Here is a 17,348-nt window from a genome sequence, read left to right as displayed (position 1 = left end):
GATCGTTCAGGCGGCCCGCTCCACCGCCGGGCGCGAGACCCGGACGCGGTGGCCGGGCTCGATCTCGGTCATGGCCCCGGCCGCGCCGCCGGCGAGGCGGAACGGTTCGGGCCAGCTCGCCGGGTCGGAGAAGCGGTCGCTCATCAGGAGCTTCAGGTCGAGGGGGTGGTCGAGGTCGGGCTCGGGCACGGCGGCGAGCAGCGCCCGGGTGTAGGGATGGGCGGGGTTGCGGAACAGGGCCTCCTTGGGCGCCTCCTCGACGATGTAGCCCCGGCACATGACGGCGATGGTGTCGGCGATGTAGTCGACCACCGCGAGGTTGTGGGAGACGAACAGGTAGGAGATGCCGAGGCTCGCCTGCAGGTCCTTCAGGAGGTTGAGCACCTGGGCCTGGACCGAGACGTCGAGGGCCGAGACCGGCTCGTCGCAGAGCAGCACCCGGGGCTTGAGCGCGAGCGCCCGGGCGATGCCGAGGCGCTGGCGCTGGCCGCCCGAGAAGGCGTGCGGGTAGCGGCGCAGCGAGGAGGTGTCGAGCCCGACCATGTCGAGCAGCTCCTTGGCGCGCTCGTACCGCTCGTCGGCGGTGCCGACGCCGTGGATGCGCAGGGGCTCGGTCAGGAGCTCGTAGACCGTCATGCGCGGGTTGAGCGACGAGAACGGGTCCTGGAACACGAACTGGACCGCGCGGCGGAAATCCTTCAGCTCGCGGTCCTTGAGGGCGAAGACGTCGCGCGGCCCGCTCCCCGAGCCGTCGTCGAAGGTCACGGTGCCGGCATCGGGCCGCAGCGCCCGCATCACCACCTTCGACAGGGTGGTCTTGCCGCAGCCCGATTCGCCGACGAGGCCGAGCGTGCGGCCCGGATGCAGGCTCAGCGACACGCCGTTGACGGCGTTGATGGTGCGGGTCTTCCCCTTGAACCAGCCCGAGCGCAGGGTGAACGACTTGCGCACCCCCTCGATGGCGAGCAGCGGCCCGGCCGGATCGGGCCGGTGCGGCTCGCCGGCCTTGCGGGCGAGCACGGCGCTCTTCACCTCGCGGATCGGGGTCAGGCGCTCGCCGGGCTCCATGTGGAAGCGCGGCACCGCCCGCATCAGCGCCTTGAGGTAGGGGTGGCCGGGGCGGCGGAAGATGTCCTCGCGCGAGCCCGCCTCCATCACCCGGCCGCGATACATCACCACCACGTCGTCGGCCATGTTGGCGACGACGCCGAGGTCGTGGGTGATGAGCAGCATCGCCATGCCGGTCTCGGCCTGCAATTCGCGCATCAGTTCCAGGATCTGCGCCTGGGTGGTGACGTCGAGCGCGGTCGTCGGCTCGTCGGCGATGAGGAGGGCGGGCCGGGTGATCAGCGCCATCGCGATCATCGCGCGCTGGCGCAGGCCGCCCGACAGCTCGAACGGGTAGGTGACGAGGGCCCGCTTCGGGTCCGGGAAGCCGACGCGGTCGAACACCTCGATCGCCCGGGCCCTGGCCTCGTCGGCCGAGACGTCGGCGTGCAGGCGCAGGGCCTCGGTGACCTGGTCGCCGATCGTGTGGAGCGGCGACAGCGAGGTCATCGGCTCCTGGAAGATCATCGCGATGCGGCCGCCGCGCAGGGACTGCATCCGGGCCGAATCGGGTTTCAGCGCCGCGATGTCGATCCCGCCCGCGGGACCGGCGGGATCGTGCAGGCGGATGTGGCCGCCGGTGATCCGGGCGACCTTGGGCAGGATCTGCAGGATCCCCTGAGCGGTGACCGACTTGCCCGAGCCCGATTCGCCGACGAGGGCCACGGTGCGGCCCGCCGGCACGTCGAGGGACAGGCCGTCGACCGCCCGGAACGAGCCGGAATCGGTCGTGAAATCGATCGTCAGGTCGCGGATCGACAGGAGCGGTGCCGTCATCCTGGTGCCGTGCTGTCCTCTCGGGGCGGGGGCGTCCCCGGATCACCGCGGAAGATAGGGCTCGGTTGTGACACGGGCGACGCCGGGTGAGCAAACAAAGCGGCGGCGCGCGATATTCTCGGGCCCCGGCCACTCGCCGCCTGCGCCGCGAGGCGGTCGAGGAGCCGGGCGCAGAAGGTCCAGGTCGCCTCGTCCTGGACGAGATGATGCGTGAGGAGCCCGACCGGCCCGCCCGCCGCGACCGCCCGGGCCGCCTTGTCGATGATCCAGGCCGGATCGGCGAGGCCGCCGCCGGCGCGCCAGGCGACCGGGTCGACCGCGGCATGGGCCTGGATCAGGCCGGGCACCGGCGGCAGCGGCGCGGCGGCCGAGACGCCGCGATACCCGAGGGCGGGCAGCGCCGCGACGAGATCCGGGGCGATGCGGTTCCAGGGCGGCACCAGCACCGGCAGCAGGCGGGGGCCGAGGCGGGCCGTCGCGAGCGCCAGGGCGTCCGCCGCGTCGGCCCGCAGGGCCGTCGGGGAGCGGTGCGGGCCGAGTTCGGCCGTCTTCGACCCCGGGGGGGCATGGTCGGCATGGGCGAGGCCGTGGACCAGGAGGTCGATGCCCGCCTCGTAGGCGAGGCGACCGGCCAGCGACGGCTCGGCCCGGGCCGGCACCGCCGCGAGCGCCAAGGGCCAGCCGCTCCGGCTCGCCAAGGCGAGCAGGCGGTCGAGGGCGGGGGTGTGGGCGGTTGCGTCGTCGTCGCGCCACCAGAGATCGACGGTGCGGCCCTCGTCCGCGGCACGGGTCAGCGCGTCGATGAGGAGACGAAAATCGGACAATGGGTGGATCGCCGGACGACCTCCACCCGACGGTCCAGCCTGCACGGGCTCCCCCTCGCTCCGCGGGCGGGGAGAGGGCTCCGCCCCCCTTGTCGGGGGTGGAGCAAGCGCAGGCGCAGCCGGAGCGAGGGTGAGGGGGTATCTCCGGATGAGGCTCCTCCGGAACCACCCCCTCACCCTCGCGCTTCGCGCTGCTTTCGTCCCCGACGAGGGGGACGAAAGCCTCTCCCCGCCCGCGGAGAGAGGGGAAATCCGAACCTCACCCGATGACTGCGAGACCCGGGAGCAGCGATTCTCCGCCAGCAACCCTTCGACGATCGCCACGCTCCGCCGCGCCCCGTCGCGGGCGATGGCGTGAGGGGCGCCCGGGGGCGGAGGGGCCAGGACGGCCTGCGCCAGGCTCTCCGCCGTCAGCGCGTCCTCCGGCAGCACCCGGGCAAGGCCGTGCGCCGCCAGGGTGTCGGCGCGCAGGCGCTGCTCGGTCTCGTGGCCGGCCTCGAACGGCACCAGCACGGCCGGGCAGCCGCCGTGCAGGAGATCGAGCACCGTGTTGTAGCCGGCCTGGCTCACCGACAGGGCGCACCCGCCCAGGAGCGCACGGAAATCCGGCCGCGCCCGCTCGACGACGGCGTTCGCCGGAGCGGCGGCCCGCAGGGCCGCGAAGGCGGGCTCCGGCACGGCGCGGCCGACGAGGATGCGCCAGGACAGGAAGGGGGTCAGCGAAGCGGCCGCGACCGCCGCTTCCTGAAGCGGCAGCCCGGCGGCGCTGGAGCCGCCCGAGACCACGATGCCGGCGCGCGGCCCCTCCGGCACGGGCGCCGCCGCGCCCTCGTCGACGTAGCCGGTGTAGCGCAGGCGCCCCGCCACCGCCGGGTCGAGCGGCCAGGAGGCGTCGAGCGGCAGGAGGGCGGGATCGCCGTGGACCAGCACGGCATCGTAATCCGCGAGGCGGGCATGGGTGGCGGCGATCCGCTCCGGGCGGCTCGGGGTCGCCAGGATGTCGCGGATCGAGGCGAGGAGCAGGGGCCGGGGCCGGGGCGAGGTGGCCCGGGCGGCCGCGGCCAGGGCCTCGAATTCCGGCGCCAGGACCCGGCGGCCGAACGGCCAGAGCTCGGTGATCACCGCCTCGGGCGCGGCCTCGGCGAAGGCCTGCACCAGGGCGTCGCGGCGCGCCGCCAGGCGCTCGGCGGCGACGGGCGCGCCGTCTGGATCGAGGAGCGCCGTGAAGGCGGTGCCGGCGATGCGCACCGGCGGGAGCTGCACCAGGCGAATGCCGTCGAGGCCGGCAAGCGCCGCCGGCATCCCGCCGGAGACCAGCGTCACGGCATGGCCCGCCGCCGCGAAGGCGCGCGCCAGGGCCGCCGCCCGGGTGAGGTGGCCGGCCCCGAGCAGGTGGGTGACGGCGATCAGGATCCGGCTCATGCGCGGGCCCCGCCGAGCAGCGGCGCGAGCCGCGCGCGCAGGATCGCGGCCGCCCCGGCAAGGCCGCGCTCGGTGCGGGCGAAGGCGAGCGCCGCCTCGCGCATCGCCGCGAGGCGGGCAGGCGCGCCGGCGAGGTCGCGGATCGCCGCGGCCATCGCGTCTGGATCGCCCGGCGGGGTCACGCGGCCGGTGACCCCGTCGCGCACCACGTCCGGCACGCCGCCGTAGCCGCCGGCGACCACCGGGCAGCCCTGCGCCTGCGCTTCGAGCAGCGCCATGCCGTAGGCCTCGTTGACCGCCGGCCAGACCAGGAGGTCGGCGGCCCCGTAGAGGCCCGAGAGCGCCGGGGCCGCCACCGCACCGTGGCGGCGCACGCGCGGGCCGAACGGCGCCAGCAGGGCGGCGACCTCGGCGGCCGCCGGCCCATCGCCGGCCACATCCAGGATCCAGGGCCGGTCGCCGAGCCGCGCCAGCACGTCGGCGAGGAGGTGGTAGGAGGCGAGCTTGTCGCCCTCCCGCATCATCGCGACGACGAGGAGGCGCAAGGGGCCGGGCGCCCGCGCGGAGCCGGCGAGCGGCCAGTCGGCGGGATCGAGGAAGGGCGGCAGGTCGGCGAGGATCTGCCCCGTCGGCGCCGCCGCCTCCAGGGCCGGCCGGTCGCGCCGGTTCATCACCAGGATCAGGTCTGCGGCGTCGAGCGCCGCCTCGGCGCCGGCATGGCCGAGCGCGTGCGGGCCGTGCGCGCGCCTGGCCGCCCGCGAGCCCTCCGCCACCACGTAGGGGATGCGAAGGGCGGCCGACACCGCCGGGCCGATCCAGTCCGGCGCCTTGTAGTAGACGTGGTAGGTGAACCACAGCACCGGCGGATCGGCCCGGTAGCGCGCGACCAAGCGCGCGGCCTCGGCCAGCGACTCCGCCCGGAGGGCCGGGTGACGCGACCCGTCGGGATCGCGGGTGCGCAAGGCGCTGGCGAGGTCCGGGGCGAAGCCCGCGGCCGCGAGCGCCCGCAGGAGCAGCCGCGCCATCGTGCGCTCGCCGGAGGGGACCGGATGATCCGGGCTCTTCAGCGGCGCGTAGAAGGCGATCCGGCTCATCGCCCGGCCGCGTCCCGCAGCAGGCGGGCGACCGTCTCGAACCCGGCCTCGGCACCGAACTCGGAGCGCAGGCGTTTGAGCGCCGCCGCCGCGAGGCGCGCCCGCTCGCCGGGATCGCGGGCGAGCAGGTTGATCGCGTTCGAGAGCGCCCCCCAGTCGCCCGGCGGCACCAGCCGGCCCTCGACCCCGTCGCGCAGGAATTCCGGGATGCCGGCGAAGTCGGTGGCGATCACCGCGAGGCCCTGCGAGGCCGCCTCCATGATGACGTTGGGCAGCCCGTCGCGGTCGCCCGAGGGCGCGCGCTTGGCCGGCAGCACGAACAGGTCGGCCTCGCGCAGCAGCGCCACCACCTCGGGCTGGGGCTTCGCGCCGAGGGAGATCACCTTCTGCGACAGGCCGAGCGCCGCGGCCTTGGCCCGCAGGGATTCCAGCGCCTCGCCGCCGCCGACATGGGCGAGGCGCCAGTGCAGGTCGGGGGGCAGGGCGGCGAGCGCGTCGAGGAGGTCGTCGAAGCCCTTCTTCGCCACCGCCCGGCCGACCGTGACGAGGCGCAAGGGGTCTGCCGGGTCCGACCCGTCGCGGGCGGGGCGGGATTCCGGCGGCTCCGGGAACCGCGACAGGTCGAGGCCGTGATAGACCAGCGAGACCCGGCCCGGATCGCGCGACACCTCGCGCAGCCGCGCCGCGCCGGTCGCCGTGCAGGTCACCGCGAAGGCGAGCCGTGCGTCGTCGAGCTTCTCCGACAGCTCCCAGTCCGGCGTGGTCCAGATGTCCTTGGCGTGGGCCGAGGCGCTCCAGCTGCGCCCGCTGAGCAGGGCGGCGTAGCGCGCCACCGAGGCCGGGGTGTGCAGGTAGTGGACGTGGATGTGCCCGATCTCCGCCGACAGCTCCCGGGCAAGCACCAGGGCCTGGCCGAGGCGGCGGCCGCGATTGGGGGTGAGGTCGCGGGCGAGGTCGCGGCGGAGGAGGGCCAGCAGCGGCCACAGGCCCGGCCGGCGCAGGGCCGCGAGCGCGCCGCGCAGCACCCGCCAGGGCGCCTGGTACAGATACTCGGGCAGGTACGCGACGGGGGCGCGGATCTGCCGGTGCATCGGGTGCACGGCGCCGTCATGCGGCTGGCGCAGCGACCAGATCGCGAGGTCGAGGCCGCGCGCCTCGAGGCCGATCAGTTCCTGGGCGATGAAGGTCTCGGACAGGCGCGGATAGCCCTTGACGAGGACGGCGATGCGGAGCGGGGGCATGTCGGTCGGGGCTTGGTGCGAAGGCTTACTCGGCGGCGACGCAGGCCGCGTCGGCGGTGACGGCGAGGCGGCGGATCGCCGGCAGTCCGTCGAGGAGGCCGGGGATCGGCCGGGCCGAGGGGGACGGCCGGCGCGGCAGGGCATCGAGCGCCGCGGCCATGCGGGCGGTCTCGGGCACCGCGTCGGTCTCCGCGCCCGGCTCGATCACGCCGACGAGGCCGAGCCGGGCGGCGGCGCGGGCGCGGATGAGCTGCTCGCGCCGGGGCCGCACCCGGGGCAGGATCAGGCCGGGGCGATCGAAGGACAGGATCTCGCAGAAGGTGTTGTAGCCCCCCATCGCCACCACGCCGGCGGCCCGGCGCATCAGCCGCTCCAGCCGCGCGTCGAAATCGAGGGAGGCGAGCCGCGGATGCGCGGCGATGCGGGCGCGCAGACGCTCCTGCTCGGCGGCGGGGAAGAACGGCCCGAACACCACCAGGGCGCGGTGCTCGAGGGCATGCGCCTCGTAGGCCCGCACCACCGCCTCGACGAGCTCGACCCCGTCGCCACCGCCGCCCGGGGTGACGAGGAGGAACGGCTCCTCCGCCGCCTCGTCCTCGGCCGCGGCGGCCGGCGCCTCGCGCCGCAGGTAGCCGGTATAGGTCAGGCGGTCCGCGATGCCGGTCGGCAGCGCCAGCCCGTCGAGGGGCGCGTAGATCTGCTCCAGGCCGTAGACCCAGAGCGAATCGTAGAGCGGCAGCACCGCGAGCGCGCCCTTGCGCTCCCATTCGGGCGCCAGCAGGTCCGGATCGTCGAGCACGTCGCGCAGGCCGAGGACCAGCCGGCAGCCCCGCGCCTTGAGGCGGTGGAGCGTCGGCAGCACCTCGCCGTGGAAGCCCGCCGGCTCCTTGTCGACGAGGAACAGGTCGGGGTCGAAGCGCTCGGCGACGTGGCGGATCAGGGCGGCGCGGGTCGCCACGACCTCGTCGAGGTGGTGGCCGGCGCCGAGGCTGCGATACTCGCCGCTGGCAAGCTTGGTCACTCCCGGCAGCCGCCGGCAGGTCACCCCGGGGGCGAAGCGGAAGGCGTGGCTCACCGGCGAGCCCGACAGGATCACCACCCGCCGCTCCGGCGCCTCCGCCACCAGGGCGTGGGCGATCGCCCGCGACCGGCGCAGGTGGCCGAGCCCGAACGTGTCGTGCGAGTAGATCAGCACCCGCTGCGGAGAACCGCCGGGCCCGGGCGAGGCGAAGCTCATCCGGTGGACCGGACGATCCGGGGGAGGGAGGCCCGTGCGGACACGGCGGGCCGGGAGCGGCTCAACGGCATCGGCATCGGGTTGCGGACCTCCCGGGCGCGGGAGGCCAGACTAGCGCATCCGCCCCCGGCCCGGCTACCCGGGCTCTCGCAGTTATGGCCAGGCTTGTGATCGGGCGGCATCGCCGTCCGGGTTGGCGACGGATTTGCAAGGTGCGCGCCTCTCGAACCGTCCGTGAGTCCGCCGACATGCCCGAGTGCCTCGTCTTCCGCGTCCGGACCCGGCATCCCGCCGACGTCTCGGGGCTCGACGCCCTGATCGCTTCCGGTGCCGTCGCCCCGGAGGAGATCGTCGCGGTGTTCGGCAAGACCGAAGGCAATGGCTGCGTCAACGATTTCACCCGGCCGCTCGCCGTGATGGCCCTGGAGGCGGCCTTGGGCGCGCGGCTCGGGCTCTCGCCGGCGGAGGTCGGCGCCCGGGTCGCCCTGGTGATGTCCGGCGGCACCGAGGGCGGGCTCTCGCCCCACCTGCTGATCCTCGCCCGGCGCGAGGGACCGGCCGGGGAGGCAAGGGCCGCGGAGAGACGCGCTCTCGCGGTCGGCACCGCCTTCACGGACGACTTCGCGCCGGAGGAGATCGGCCGCATGGCGCAGGTCCGGGCCACCGCTTCCGCCGTCGAACGCGCCCTGGCGGCGGCGGGCCTCGAGGACATCGCCGACGTGCACTTCGTCCAGGTGAAGTGCCCGCTCCTTACCAGTGCCCGCATCCGGGAAGCGACCGCCCGCGGCCGGAACGTCGCCACCCACGACACCTACGCATCGATGGGCCTGTCCCGCGGCGCCTCGGCCCTCGGGATAGGGCTGGCGCTGGGCGAGATCGATGAATCGGCGCTCGACGACGACGTCATCGGCGTCCGGTCCGACCTCTATTCCGGCCGCGCCAGCGCCTCGGCGGGAATCGAGCTGATGCGCAACGAGGTCATCGTGCTCGGCAATGCCCCGGGCTGGAGCGGCCCGCTGCGGATCGCCCACCGGGTCATGCGCGACGGCATCGACCTGCCGGCGATCCAGGAGGCGCTCGCCGATCTCGGCTTCCCCGTCGCCGGCCAGCTCGCGCCGGAGGAGGCCTCGCGCGTCGTCGCCCTGCTCGCCAAGGCCGAGCCCTCGGGCAACGGCCTGATCCGAGGGCATCGCCACATCATGAACGACGACAGCGACATCAACGCCACCCGGCACGCCCGGGCGCTGGTCGGGGGTGTGGCCGCAGCGGCGATCGGGCGGACGGACCTGTTCGTCTCGGGGGGAGCGGAGCACCAGGGGCCGGATGGCGGTGGGCCGGTGGCGGTGATCGCGGCGGCGGGATGAACCCGTGCGACGAGGAAGGTCGGTCTCGCACCCTCCATCGTCTTCCCGCGGCCGCGGAGCCGAACCCGGGATCGATGCCGCCGACGATGCGGGATGAAGCGGAAACCCTCTCCGCCCGATCCTCGACCATCAGCGGCTAAGGATCCCGGGTTCTCGGCTGCGCCGAGCCCCAGGACGACGAGGGGGAGTGGTCGACGTGAGCGCGCATCAGTAAAATATTGTCACCGGAAATAGTTCACCCCGGCGGGATCACGTCGATCTGGATCCCGCTGTAATATGCCGCCAGATTCGCGATATCGGCATCCGACAGGTCGGCTGCCGCCACCGACATCACCTCGTTCTTGCGCGTCCCGTTGCGGAACTCGGTGAGCGCCTTGACGAGGTAGGGCTCGACCTGGCCGGCGAGGTTCGGCGCATCGGGCAGCTTCGAGAGACCGTCGAGGCCGTGGCAGGCCTGGCAGCCGACGGCCTTCGCCCTTCCGGCCTTGGCGTCCCCCGCCGCCGCCGGCGCGGTGGCGGCCGGAACCGTGGCGGCCAGCAGCATCAGGAGGGCGAGGGTGCGGGTCATGGGCGTCTCCTGAGGGGAAGAGGGGGCGGCCCGCGGACCGCCCCGCTCCGGAAAGACCTACTTCTCGTAGGAGATGCGGTAGATCGCGCCGGCCGTGTCGTCGGAGACGAGCAGCGAGCCGTCCGGCAGGGTCGCGACGTCGACCGGGCGGCCGAGATACTCACCGCCCTCGGTCAGCCAGCCCTCGGCGAAGGGCTCGGGTTTGCCGGCGGTGCCGTCCTTGTTGACCGGCACGTACATCACCCTGGCGCCGATCGGCGTGGTGCGATTCCAGGAGCCGTGCTCGGCGGTGAAGATGCCGCCGCGGTACTTCTCCGGGAACTGCTTGCCCTTGTAGACGATCATGCCGAGATCGGCGGCGTGGGGCGGGAGTTCCGCCTTCGGCGGCACGACGTCGGCCGGGACCTTGTCGTCCTTGTACTCGACCGTGCGGACGCCGCCGCCGCCGTACCACGGGAAGCCGAAATTCTGGCCCGGCTTGGTGATCTGGTTCAGCTCGCCCGGCGGCTGGTCGTCGCCCATGCCGTCGACCTGGTTGTCGGTGAACCACAGGGTCTTGTCGGTCGCGAAGTCCATGCCGACCGAGTTGCGGATGCCGGTGGCGTAGACCTCGCGGTTCTTGCCGTCGGCGTCCATGCGGATGATGCCGCCGATGCCGGTCTTGGCGTAGAGCTCGGCCTTGTCCTTCGGCGGCACGTTGTAGGGCTGGCCGAGCGAGACGTAGAGCTTGCCGTCCGGCCCGATGCGGCACATCCGGGCGGTGTGGTTGTAGCTCTCTTCCGCCGGCGGGATCAGCTCGCCCTGCTTGACCACGACGACCGCCGGGCCGTCCGTGCCCTCGTAGAAGAACTCGGCCGCCGGGAAGGCCAGCACCCGGTTCTGCTCCACCACGGTCAGCACGCCGTCGCGGGAGAAGCAGACGCCGTTCGGGATCTTGAAGTCGACGCCGGGGGCGTAGACCTTGACCTCGTCGGCGACGCGGTCCTTGTCGCGGTCGGTGACCGTGTACATCTTGGACTTGCGGGTGCCGACGAAGACCACGCCGGCATTCGGGCCGACCGCCATGGCGCGGGCATCCGGCACCACGGCGTAGAGCTCGATCTTGAAGCCGTCCGGCACCTTGATCTTCTGCAGGGTGCGGTTGATCGCGTCGGCGCGCCGGCCGGTCTGCGGGATCGGCGCCGGCTCGGCGACGCCGGTCTGCTTGAAGCTGCCGAGCTTCTCCAGGTTGTCGACCTTGGCCTTGGTGTCGCCGGCGGTCGTGTCCTGGGCGAGCGCAGCGCCGGTGAAGGACACGCTGGCGGCGAGCGCCGCCATCAGGAATGGCTTCATCAGGGTCTCCTCCGGGTGCCGGCCGCTTGAGGCGTGGCCGACCTTGTTGCCCGCCATGTATGCCGTCAGGCCCGGCCAGCGGCAAGCAGCGCAGTCAGCCTATCCCGTTCGGAGCGGACCGTTTCAGGCGCGCAGGGCCGGCGGCAGGATGCGGTCGAACCCGGTCGCGGCCTCCCAGGCCGCCGCGACGCCGAGCAGGTCCGCCTCGGCCTGGTTCGGGGCGATGAGCTGGAGGCCCATGGGCAGGCCGTCGGCATTGAAGCCGACCGGCAGGCTGACGACCGGGCAGCCGGACATCGTGCCGGGCACCACCACCTCCATCCAGCGGTGATAGCTGTCCATCGCGCGACCGGCGACGTGGCGCGGCCAGGTCTCGTCGGCGTCGAACGGGAAGACCTGGGCCGAGGGCAGCGCCAGCAGGTCGAAGCGCGCGAACAGCCCGCGCACGCACTGGTACCAGCCGGTCCGGGTGACGCTGGCGGCGTGCAGGTCGAAGGCGGTGAGCGTCATCCCCTGCTCGACCTCCCAGACCGCTTCCGGCTTCATCTGCGCGCGCTTCTCCGGATCGCGCCAATGGGCGGCGAGGCCGGCCCCCGTGAGCCCGTGGCGCAAGGTCACCCAGGCACGCCAGATCGCCTCCGGGTCGAAGGCCGGCCGCACCGGCTCGACGACGGCGCCGTGGTCGGCGAAAGTCTTCAGGCCGGCCTCGCACAGGTCGAGCACGCCGGGCTCGAACGGCAGATGACCGCCGAAATCGCCGATCCAGCCGATGCGCAGGCCCTTCAGCGCCCGCGGCCGGATCGCCGCGAAGGCGGCGGGGTCCTGGCGGATCGCGTTCGGGGTGCGCGGGTCGTACCCGGCCTGGACCGAGAGCAGCAGGCCGAGATCGGCGGCGTTGCGCGCCATCGGCCCGATCACGCCGAGCTGGGGCATGAAGACCTCGTCGGCGTTGCCCGGCACCCGGCCGGCGGCGGGGCGCAGGCCCAGCACGTTGTTCCAGGCGGCGGGGTTGCGCAGCGAGCCGCCATGGTCGCTGCCGTCGGCGAGCGGCACCATCCGCAGGGCCAGCGCCACCCCGGCGCCGCCGCTCGAGCCGCCGCCGGACTTCGCCGGGTCGTAGGCGTTGCGCGTCACGCCGAAGACCGGGTTGGTGCTGTGCGAGCCGAGGCCGAATTCCGGCACGTTGGTCTTGCCGATCAGGATCGCGCCGGCGCTCCTCAGGCGCTCGACGTGGATCGCGTCGGCCTCCGGTACGGTGTCGCGAAACAGCGGCGAGCCCTGCGTGGTGCGGATGCCGGCGGTGGCCGAGAGGTCCTTCACCGCGTGCGGCAGCCCGTGCAGGGGGCCGCGCGGACCGCGCTCCTTCAACTCGCGGTCGGCCTCGTCGGCCTCGGCAAGGAGCAGGGCGGGATCGCGCAGCGAGACGATCGCGGTCACCGCCGGGTTGTGGCGGGCGATCTGGTCGAGATGGGCCTGCATCACCTCCCGGGCCGACACCGCCCGGTCGCGGATCGCCCGCGCGAGATCGGTGGCACGCATCATGACGAGATCGGAAGGGGGCATGGCTCGGTCCTGGACAACGTCCCGACAGCGGAGCACGGGGGCGGGCGGCGCAACAAGCGCGTCCGGCGCAGGGCTCGGGTCCGTCGCCGCGCCGTCCGCCCGCCGTCGCTGCCCAGGCCGCGGGCAGAGGCGCGGCACCGGCGCATCTTTGAGCGCCGGTGCCTGACCGTTTTTCGTCCTTCCTGCTGCGAGGGCAGGCCCTGCGCTGTAGGATGAGGCAGGGACGCCCGCACGAGACGGGCGCCCGGAGGATGCGAACCCGTCCGAGGGAGACAATCCATGCGCCACGTCGCACAGGCACCGGACGCCCCGCTGCCGCGGGCCGAGAGCACCGCCTGGTGGGCCGCGATGCCCCTCGACCTCTGGGGCGTGATCCTGGCGGTGATCGCCGCCGGCGGGCTCACGCTCGCCGGGATCCTGCCCTGAGCTCTCCACGCCGCCGTCGCACTCTCGCCAAAACCCCGGACCAGCCTGCCCGGCAAGATTTTCGCCACGCAAGAGTTTCGCAAGATTCGCCCGGCACGATCCCTGCCTGGCTCGCTGGCGAATCGATCGCGCGCAGGAGGACGGTTCCATGCTGATGGCTTTCGTCGGACGCCTCACCCAGCGTTGGCGGGACCTCGTCGCGGAGCTCACCGACCCCTATCGGCCCGAATTGCACTACATGCGCGGACCCGGCCCGCGCTGGCGCGAGCGGCATCCGGAGCGCTGACGACGTCCAGTCGCGGTCGGGGACGCCCCTGGTCGACGCGGAGCCGATGTCTCGCGAGCATACGGCCCGCGCCATCACTGCGTTGCGCCGCAGCGCTGCTCGAGCCGGACCGCCCCGAAACGGGGCGGCCCGGCAACGACACTCAGCCCGAAACCGGTACAGGCTCGGCAAGAGTCGTCGGCCGGTCCGAGAGCCGGCTCGCGACCACGAGGCCGATCAGCGCCGAGGCCGCGATGATGAGCCCGGGCGCCGCCGTCCAGCCGGTGGCGCCGATCAGCGCGTTGGCGGCGAGGGGCCCGAGGCCGCTCAAGAGCGTGAAGCCGACATTGAGCGACAGCGCGACGCCGCTGAACCGCACCCGGGTCGGGAACAGGCCGGCGAGCAGGAAGGCGAAGCTGCCGTTGGCCCCGGCCACCGCCATGGTGAGGAGCGGCAGCACCAGGAACAGGTCGGCGTCGCCCCGCGCCAGCATCCCGTAGGCCGGGATCACGCCGATCAGGATGATCAGCGCGGAAGCCTGCATCAGCCGGCGCGGCGGCACCCGGTCGGCGAAGAACGAGGCGAAGAGCAGCGAGGCGGACATGGCGAACAGCGCGACGTTCATCGCCATCGCCACGGTCTTCGGCGGGTACTTGAGCACCTGGATCAGGTAGGCCGGCATGTGGGCGAACAGGATGCCGTTGAAGCCCGCCGTCAGCGCCACGATGCCGATGCCGATGAGCACCTCGCGGCGGTGATGGCGCAGCACCTCGACGATCGGGCTGCGGGCGGCGCGGTGCTGGAGGCGCAGGAACTCGGGCGTCTCCTCAAGCGAGCGCCGCAGCACGAAGCTCACGAGCCCGACCACCCCGCCGAACAGGAACGCGATGCGCCAGCCGTACTCGGCCATCGCCGCCGGCGGCAGGAAGGTTTGCAGGCCGAGATTGACCAGCGCCGCCAGCAGCACGCCGCCGTTGACGAGGCAGAAGACGATGCCGCAGGCGAGCCCCGGGCGGCGCGACGCGGTCTCGACCACGAACGTGATCGCACCGGGCAACTCGCCGCCGATGCAGAGCCCCTGCACGAAGCGCAAGGTCACGAGGAGCAGCGTCGCCCATACGCCCCAGGAGGCATAAGCCGGCACCAGGCCCATGCCCAGCGTGCAGGCCGACATGGTGAAGACGGTGACGACGAACACGGTCTTGCGGCCGTAGCGGTCGCCGAAATGGCTCAGGACCAGCCCGCCCAGCGGCCGGGCGAGGTAGCCGACCGCGAACACCGCCAGCGACAGGGTCAGGGCCGCGACCGGATCGCTCGCCGGGAAGAAGGCGGCGGCGATGTCCTTGGCGAAGATCCCGTAGACGATGAAGTCGTAGTACTCGAGCCCGCCGCCCAGGCTCGCGAGCAGCGTCATCTTCCATTGGCGGCGGGTGAGATCCTGCCCGCTGCTCACATCCGGTGTCATCGTGGTGTCCTCCGGGGCGTTCTTGTCCTTGTGCCCCGGAGCGCCCCTTAGAACGGTTCGGCCGCCGCCGCCATATCGCGCCGGCTACATCACCGCCCCGATCTGCCACGGCACGAATTCGGCGTCGCCGTAGCCGAAGCCCTCGGACTTGGTGCGCTCGCCCGACGCCACGCGCAGGACCGTCTCGAAGATCTGCCGGCCCTTCTCCTCGATCGAGACGCCGTCGAGCACGTCGCCGCAATCGATGTCCATGTCGTCCTGCATCCGCCGGTACATCTCGCTGTTGGTGGCGAGCTTGATCGACGGGGTCGGCTTGCAGCCATAGGCCGAGCCGCGGCCGGTGGTGAAGCAGAGCACGTTGGCCCCGCCCGCGACCTGGCCGGTCGCCGCCACCGGATCGAAGCCGGGGGTGTCCATGTAGACGAAGCCCTTCGCCGTCACCGGCTCGGCGTAGCGGTAGACGCCCGCGAGCGTCATGGTGCCGCCCTTGGCTGTGGCCCCGAGCGACTTCTCCAGGATGGTGGTGAGGCCGCCGGCCTTGTTGCCGGGGGAGGGGTTGTTGTTCATCTCGCCGCCGTTGCGGGCGGTGTAGGCCTCCCACCAGTGGATCATCTCGACGAGCTTGTGGCCGATCTCGGGGGTCGCGGCGCGCGCCGTCAGCAGGTGCTCGGCGCCGTAGATCTCCGGCGTCTCGGACAGGATCGCGGTGCCGCCCTCGGCCACCAACCGGTCGACCGCGGCGCCGAGCGCCGGGTTCGCCGTGATGCCCGAATACCCGTCCGAGCCGCCGCATTGGAGCGCCAGCATCAGCTCGGAGGCCGGCACGGTCTCGCGCTTCGCCTTCGCGACGGAGGGCAGCATCTCGCGGAGCGCCGCGACGCCGGCCTCGATGGTGCGCCGCGTGCCGCCGGTATCCTGGATGGTGAAGCTGCGGAAGGTCTCGCTCTCCTCGATGCCGTAGGCGCGCTTCCAGCGGTCGATCTGCAGGCCCTCGCAGCCGAGGCCGACCATGATCACGCCGCCCATGTTCGGGTTGGCGGCGTAGCCCCACAGCGTGCGCTTGAGGATGTCGGCGCCCTCGCCCTGGATGTCGTAGCCGCAGCCGGTGCCGTGGGTGAGCGGGATGATGCCGTCGATGCCGGGGAACTGGTCGAGGAGGCCAGAGCGGCGCGCCTCCTCGGCGATGAAGCGGGCGACGGTCGCCGAGCAGTTCACCGAGGTGAGCACGCCGACATAGTTGCGGGTGCCGACCTTGCCGTCGGCCCGGCGGTAGCCCTCGAAGGTGGCGCGCTGCGTCTCCGGCACCATCGCGACGGGCCTCGCCTCCTCGCAGAAGCGGTAGTCGCGGGCGAAATCGCCCTTGGCTTCGCCTAAGCCGACATTGTGCTCGTGCACCCACTCGCCCGGCGCGATGGCGCGGCTGGCGAATCCGATGATCTGGCCGAACTTGCGGATCGGCGCGCCCTCGGCGATCGGCACGACCGCGAATTTGTGGCCCCGCGGGACGCGGGCCGAGGCGGTCACGCCCTCCACGGTTGCGCCGGGCACGATCGGATCCACCGCCACCACGACGTTGTCCTCGTGGCTGAGGCGCACGATGCGGGGGTTGGTGGGGTGAAGCGGGGTGGGGGCGGACATGGGCGGGACCTTGTGAGTCTGAAGAGCCATCATACGGCCGTGGGGTCCGTCGGGCCATTCTGCGTTTCGCGTGTCATAGAGCGCGGGATCCCCTCTCCCGTGTGGGAGAGGGGTAGGGGTGAGGGTGCTACGGTTCTGAGTCTAGATCCGACCGTTCCGCTGCCAGCACTACGCTCAGAGGTTCACGCTGAAGCGTGTCACCCTCACCCCCATCCCCTCTCCCACACGGGAGAGGGGGGACCCGCGCCCTCCTTTTCAGCAGGACAGGCTCAATGCGCCAAGGCCTCCGCCTTGGCCCGCCCGCCCAAGTAAGCCGCCCGGATGTCGTCGTTGGCCCACAGCTCCTGCGGCGCGCCGCTGAGCACGAGCTTGCCGGTCTCCAGCACGTAGCCGCGATCGGCGACCGAGAGGCCCATGCGGGCGTTCTGCTCGACGAGGAGCACGGTGGTGCCGCGCCGGCGCACCTCGGCGATGATCGCGAACACCGCCTGGACGATCACCGGGGCGAGGCCGAGCGACGGCTCGTCGAGGAGCAGGATGCGGGGCTTCGCCATCAGCCCGCGGGCGAGGGCCACCATCTGGAGCTGGCCGCCCGAGAGCGTCCAGCCGAGCGCGTCGCCGAAGCGGCGGATGTCGGGGAAGAGCTCGAACATGCCCTCCGCCTCGTCCTTGATCTGGCGGGTCGAGAGACCCTTCCGGTTCGAGGCGCCGAGCATGATGTTCTCGCGCACCGTGAGGCCCGGGAAGACCCGGCGCCCCTCCGGCACATGCGCCACGCCGCGGCGCACGATCTCCTCGGGGTTGAGCCCGAGGAGGGACTTGCCCTCGAACAGCACCTCGCCGCCAGCCGGCTTCACCAGGCCGGAGACGGTCTTGAGCGTCGTCGACTTGCCGGCCCCGTTGGAGCCCAGCAGCGTCACGACCTCGCCGGGCTCGACCGAGAACGAGATGCCGCGCACGGCCTCGATCTCGCCGTAGCGCACGGTCAGGTCGCGGATTTCCAGGAGTGCCATCCGTGTCTCCCG

General features: G+C 73.0%; 14 protein-coding genes. 3 read left to right on the top strand and 11 right to left on the bottom strand.

What is annotated here, in order from left to right:
* Window positions 1-6: 6 nt before the first annotated feature.
* Genes A5481_RS04180 through A5481_RS04160 form a run of 5 tightly spaced genes read right to left on the bottom strand, consistent with a single transcriptional unit; the run spans window position 7 to window position 7,702 of the window.
* Window positions 7-1,884 carry an ABC transporter ATP-binding protein gene (locus A5481_RS04180; RefSeq protein WP_048432194.1) on the bottom strand — a complete coding sequence of 626 codons (1,878 nt, stop codon included), beginning with the start codon at window positions 1,882-1,884 and terminating at the stop codon, window positions 7-9.
* The gene (locus A5481_RS04175) at window positions 1,881-4,130 is read right to left on the bottom strand and encodes a glycosyltransferase (protein WP_048432195.1); all 2,250 of its coding nucleotides are present in this window, start codon (window positions 4,128-4,130) and stop codon (window positions 1,881-1,883) included. Before A5481_RS04175 ends, A5481_RS04180 begins: the two co-directional genes overlap by 4 nt.
* The gene (locus tag A5481_RS04170) at window positions 4,127-5,224 is read right to left on the bottom strand and encodes a glycosyltransferase family 4 protein (RefSeq protein ID WP_048432196.1); all 1,098 of its coding nucleotides are present in this window, start codon (window positions 5,222-5,224) and stop codon (window positions 4,127-4,129) included. Before A5481_RS04170 ends, A5481_RS04175 begins: the two co-directional genes overlap by 4 nt.
* Window positions 5,221-6,465 (bottom strand): glycosyltransferase, encoded by a 1,245-nt coding sequence (locus A5481_RS04165; RefSeq protein WP_048432197.1) that lies wholly within the window; start codon window positions 6,463-6,465, stop codon window positions 5,221-5,223. The genes A5481_RS04170 and A5481_RS04165 overlap by 4 nt, the downstream gene beginning before the upstream one ends.
* 25 nt (window positions 6,466-6,490) lie before the next feature.
* Window positions 6,491-7,702: a glycosyltransferase family protein gene (locus tag A5481_RS04160; protein WP_048432198.1), complete on the bottom strand. Its 1,212-nt coding sequence runs from the start codon at window positions 7,700-7,702 to the stop codon at window positions 6,491-6,493.
* A gap of 248 nt (window positions 7,703-7,950) precedes the next feature.
* On the opposite strand from A5481_RS04160, the gene atzD reads away from it, so the two are divergent.
* The gene (gene atzD / locus A5481_RS04155) at window positions 7,951-9,066 is read left to right on the top strand and encodes a cyanuric acid amidohydrolase (protein ID WP_048432199.1); all 1,116 of its coding nucleotides are present in this window, start codon (window positions 7,951-7,953) and stop codon (window positions 9,064-9,066) included.
* Between the two features lie 235 nt (window positions 9,067-9,301).
* Here atzD and A5481_RS04150 read toward each other — a convergent pair whose 3' ends face one another.
* The 3 genes from A5481_RS04150 to A5481_RS04140 all read right to left on the bottom strand — a co-directional run bounded on the left by A5481_RS04150 (window position 9,302) and on the right by A5481_RS04140 (window position 12,529).
* Complete coding sequence (locus tag A5481_RS04150) at window positions 9,302-9,634, bottom strand: c-type cytochrome (protein ID WP_048432200.1); 333 nt, start codon at window positions 9,632-9,634, stop codon at window positions 9,302-9,304.
* Between the two features lie 57 nt (window positions 9,635-9,691).
* Window positions 9,692-10,966 carry a PQQ-dependent sugar dehydrogenase gene (locus A5481_RS04145; protein WP_048432205.1) on the bottom strand — a complete coding sequence of 425 codons (1,275 nt, stop codon included), beginning with the start codon at window positions 10,964-10,966 and terminating at the stop codon, window positions 9,692-9,694.
* Window positions 10,967-11,089: 123 nt separating this feature from the next.
* Entirely contained in the window at window positions 11,090-12,529 is a 1,440-nt protein-coding gene (locus A5481_RS04140; protein WP_048432201.1) for an amidase, read from the bottom strand.
* 279 nt (window positions 12,530-12,808) lie between these two features.
* Between A5481_RS04140 and A5481_RS33245 the strand changes: the two genes are divergently transcribed.
* A complete protein-coding gene (locus tag A5481_RS33245; RefSeq protein WP_156311708.1) occupies window positions 12,809-12,955 on the top strand; it encodes a hypothetical protein in 147 nt (48 codons plus the stop codon).
* A 148-nt stretch (window positions 12,956-13,103) separates the two neighbouring features.
* Complete coding sequence (locus tag A5481_RS34560; RefSeq protein ID WP_167350027.1) at window positions 13,104-13,241, top strand: hypothetical protein; 138 nt, start codon at window positions 13,104-13,106, stop codon at window positions 13,239-13,241.
* A 142-nt stretch (window positions 13,242-13,383) separates the two neighbouring features.
* Here A5481_RS34560 and A5481_RS04135 read toward each other — a convergent pair whose 3' ends face one another.
* From A5481_RS04135 to A5481_RS04125, 3 genes are all read right to left on the bottom strand, one after another.
* Window positions 13,384-14,685 carry an MFS transporter gene (locus A5481_RS04135; RefSeq protein ID WP_048432202.1) on the bottom strand — a complete coding sequence of 434 codons (1,302 nt, stop codon included), beginning with the start codon at window positions 14,683-14,685 and terminating at the stop codon, window positions 13,384-13,386.
* Between the two features lie 84 nt (window positions 14,686-14,769).
* The gene (locus A5481_RS04130; RefSeq protein ID WP_048432203.1) at window positions 14,770-16,323 is read right to left on the bottom strand and encodes a UxaA family hydrolase; all 1,554 of its coding nucleotides are present in this window, start codon (window positions 16,321-16,323) and stop codon (window positions 14,770-14,772) included.
* Window positions 16,324-16,592: 269 nt separating this feature from the next.
* Window positions 16,593-17,336 (bottom strand): ABC transporter ATP-binding protein, encoded by a 744-nt coding sequence (locus A5481_RS04125; protein ID WP_048436296.1) that lies wholly within the window; start codon window positions 17,334-17,336, stop codon window positions 16,593-16,595.
* Window positions 17,337-17,348 lie beyond the last annotated feature (12 nt).

Origin of the sequence: Methylobacterium platani (genome assembly GCF_001653715.1) — a bacterium.
GTDB classification, from domain to species: domain Bacteria; phylum Pseudomonadota; class Alphaproteobacteria; order Rhizobiales; family Beijerinckiaceae; genus Methylobacterium; species Methylobacterium platani.
Note: the sequence above shows the minus strand (reverse complement) of the source record. Positions and strands in the feature narration are given on the sequence as shown.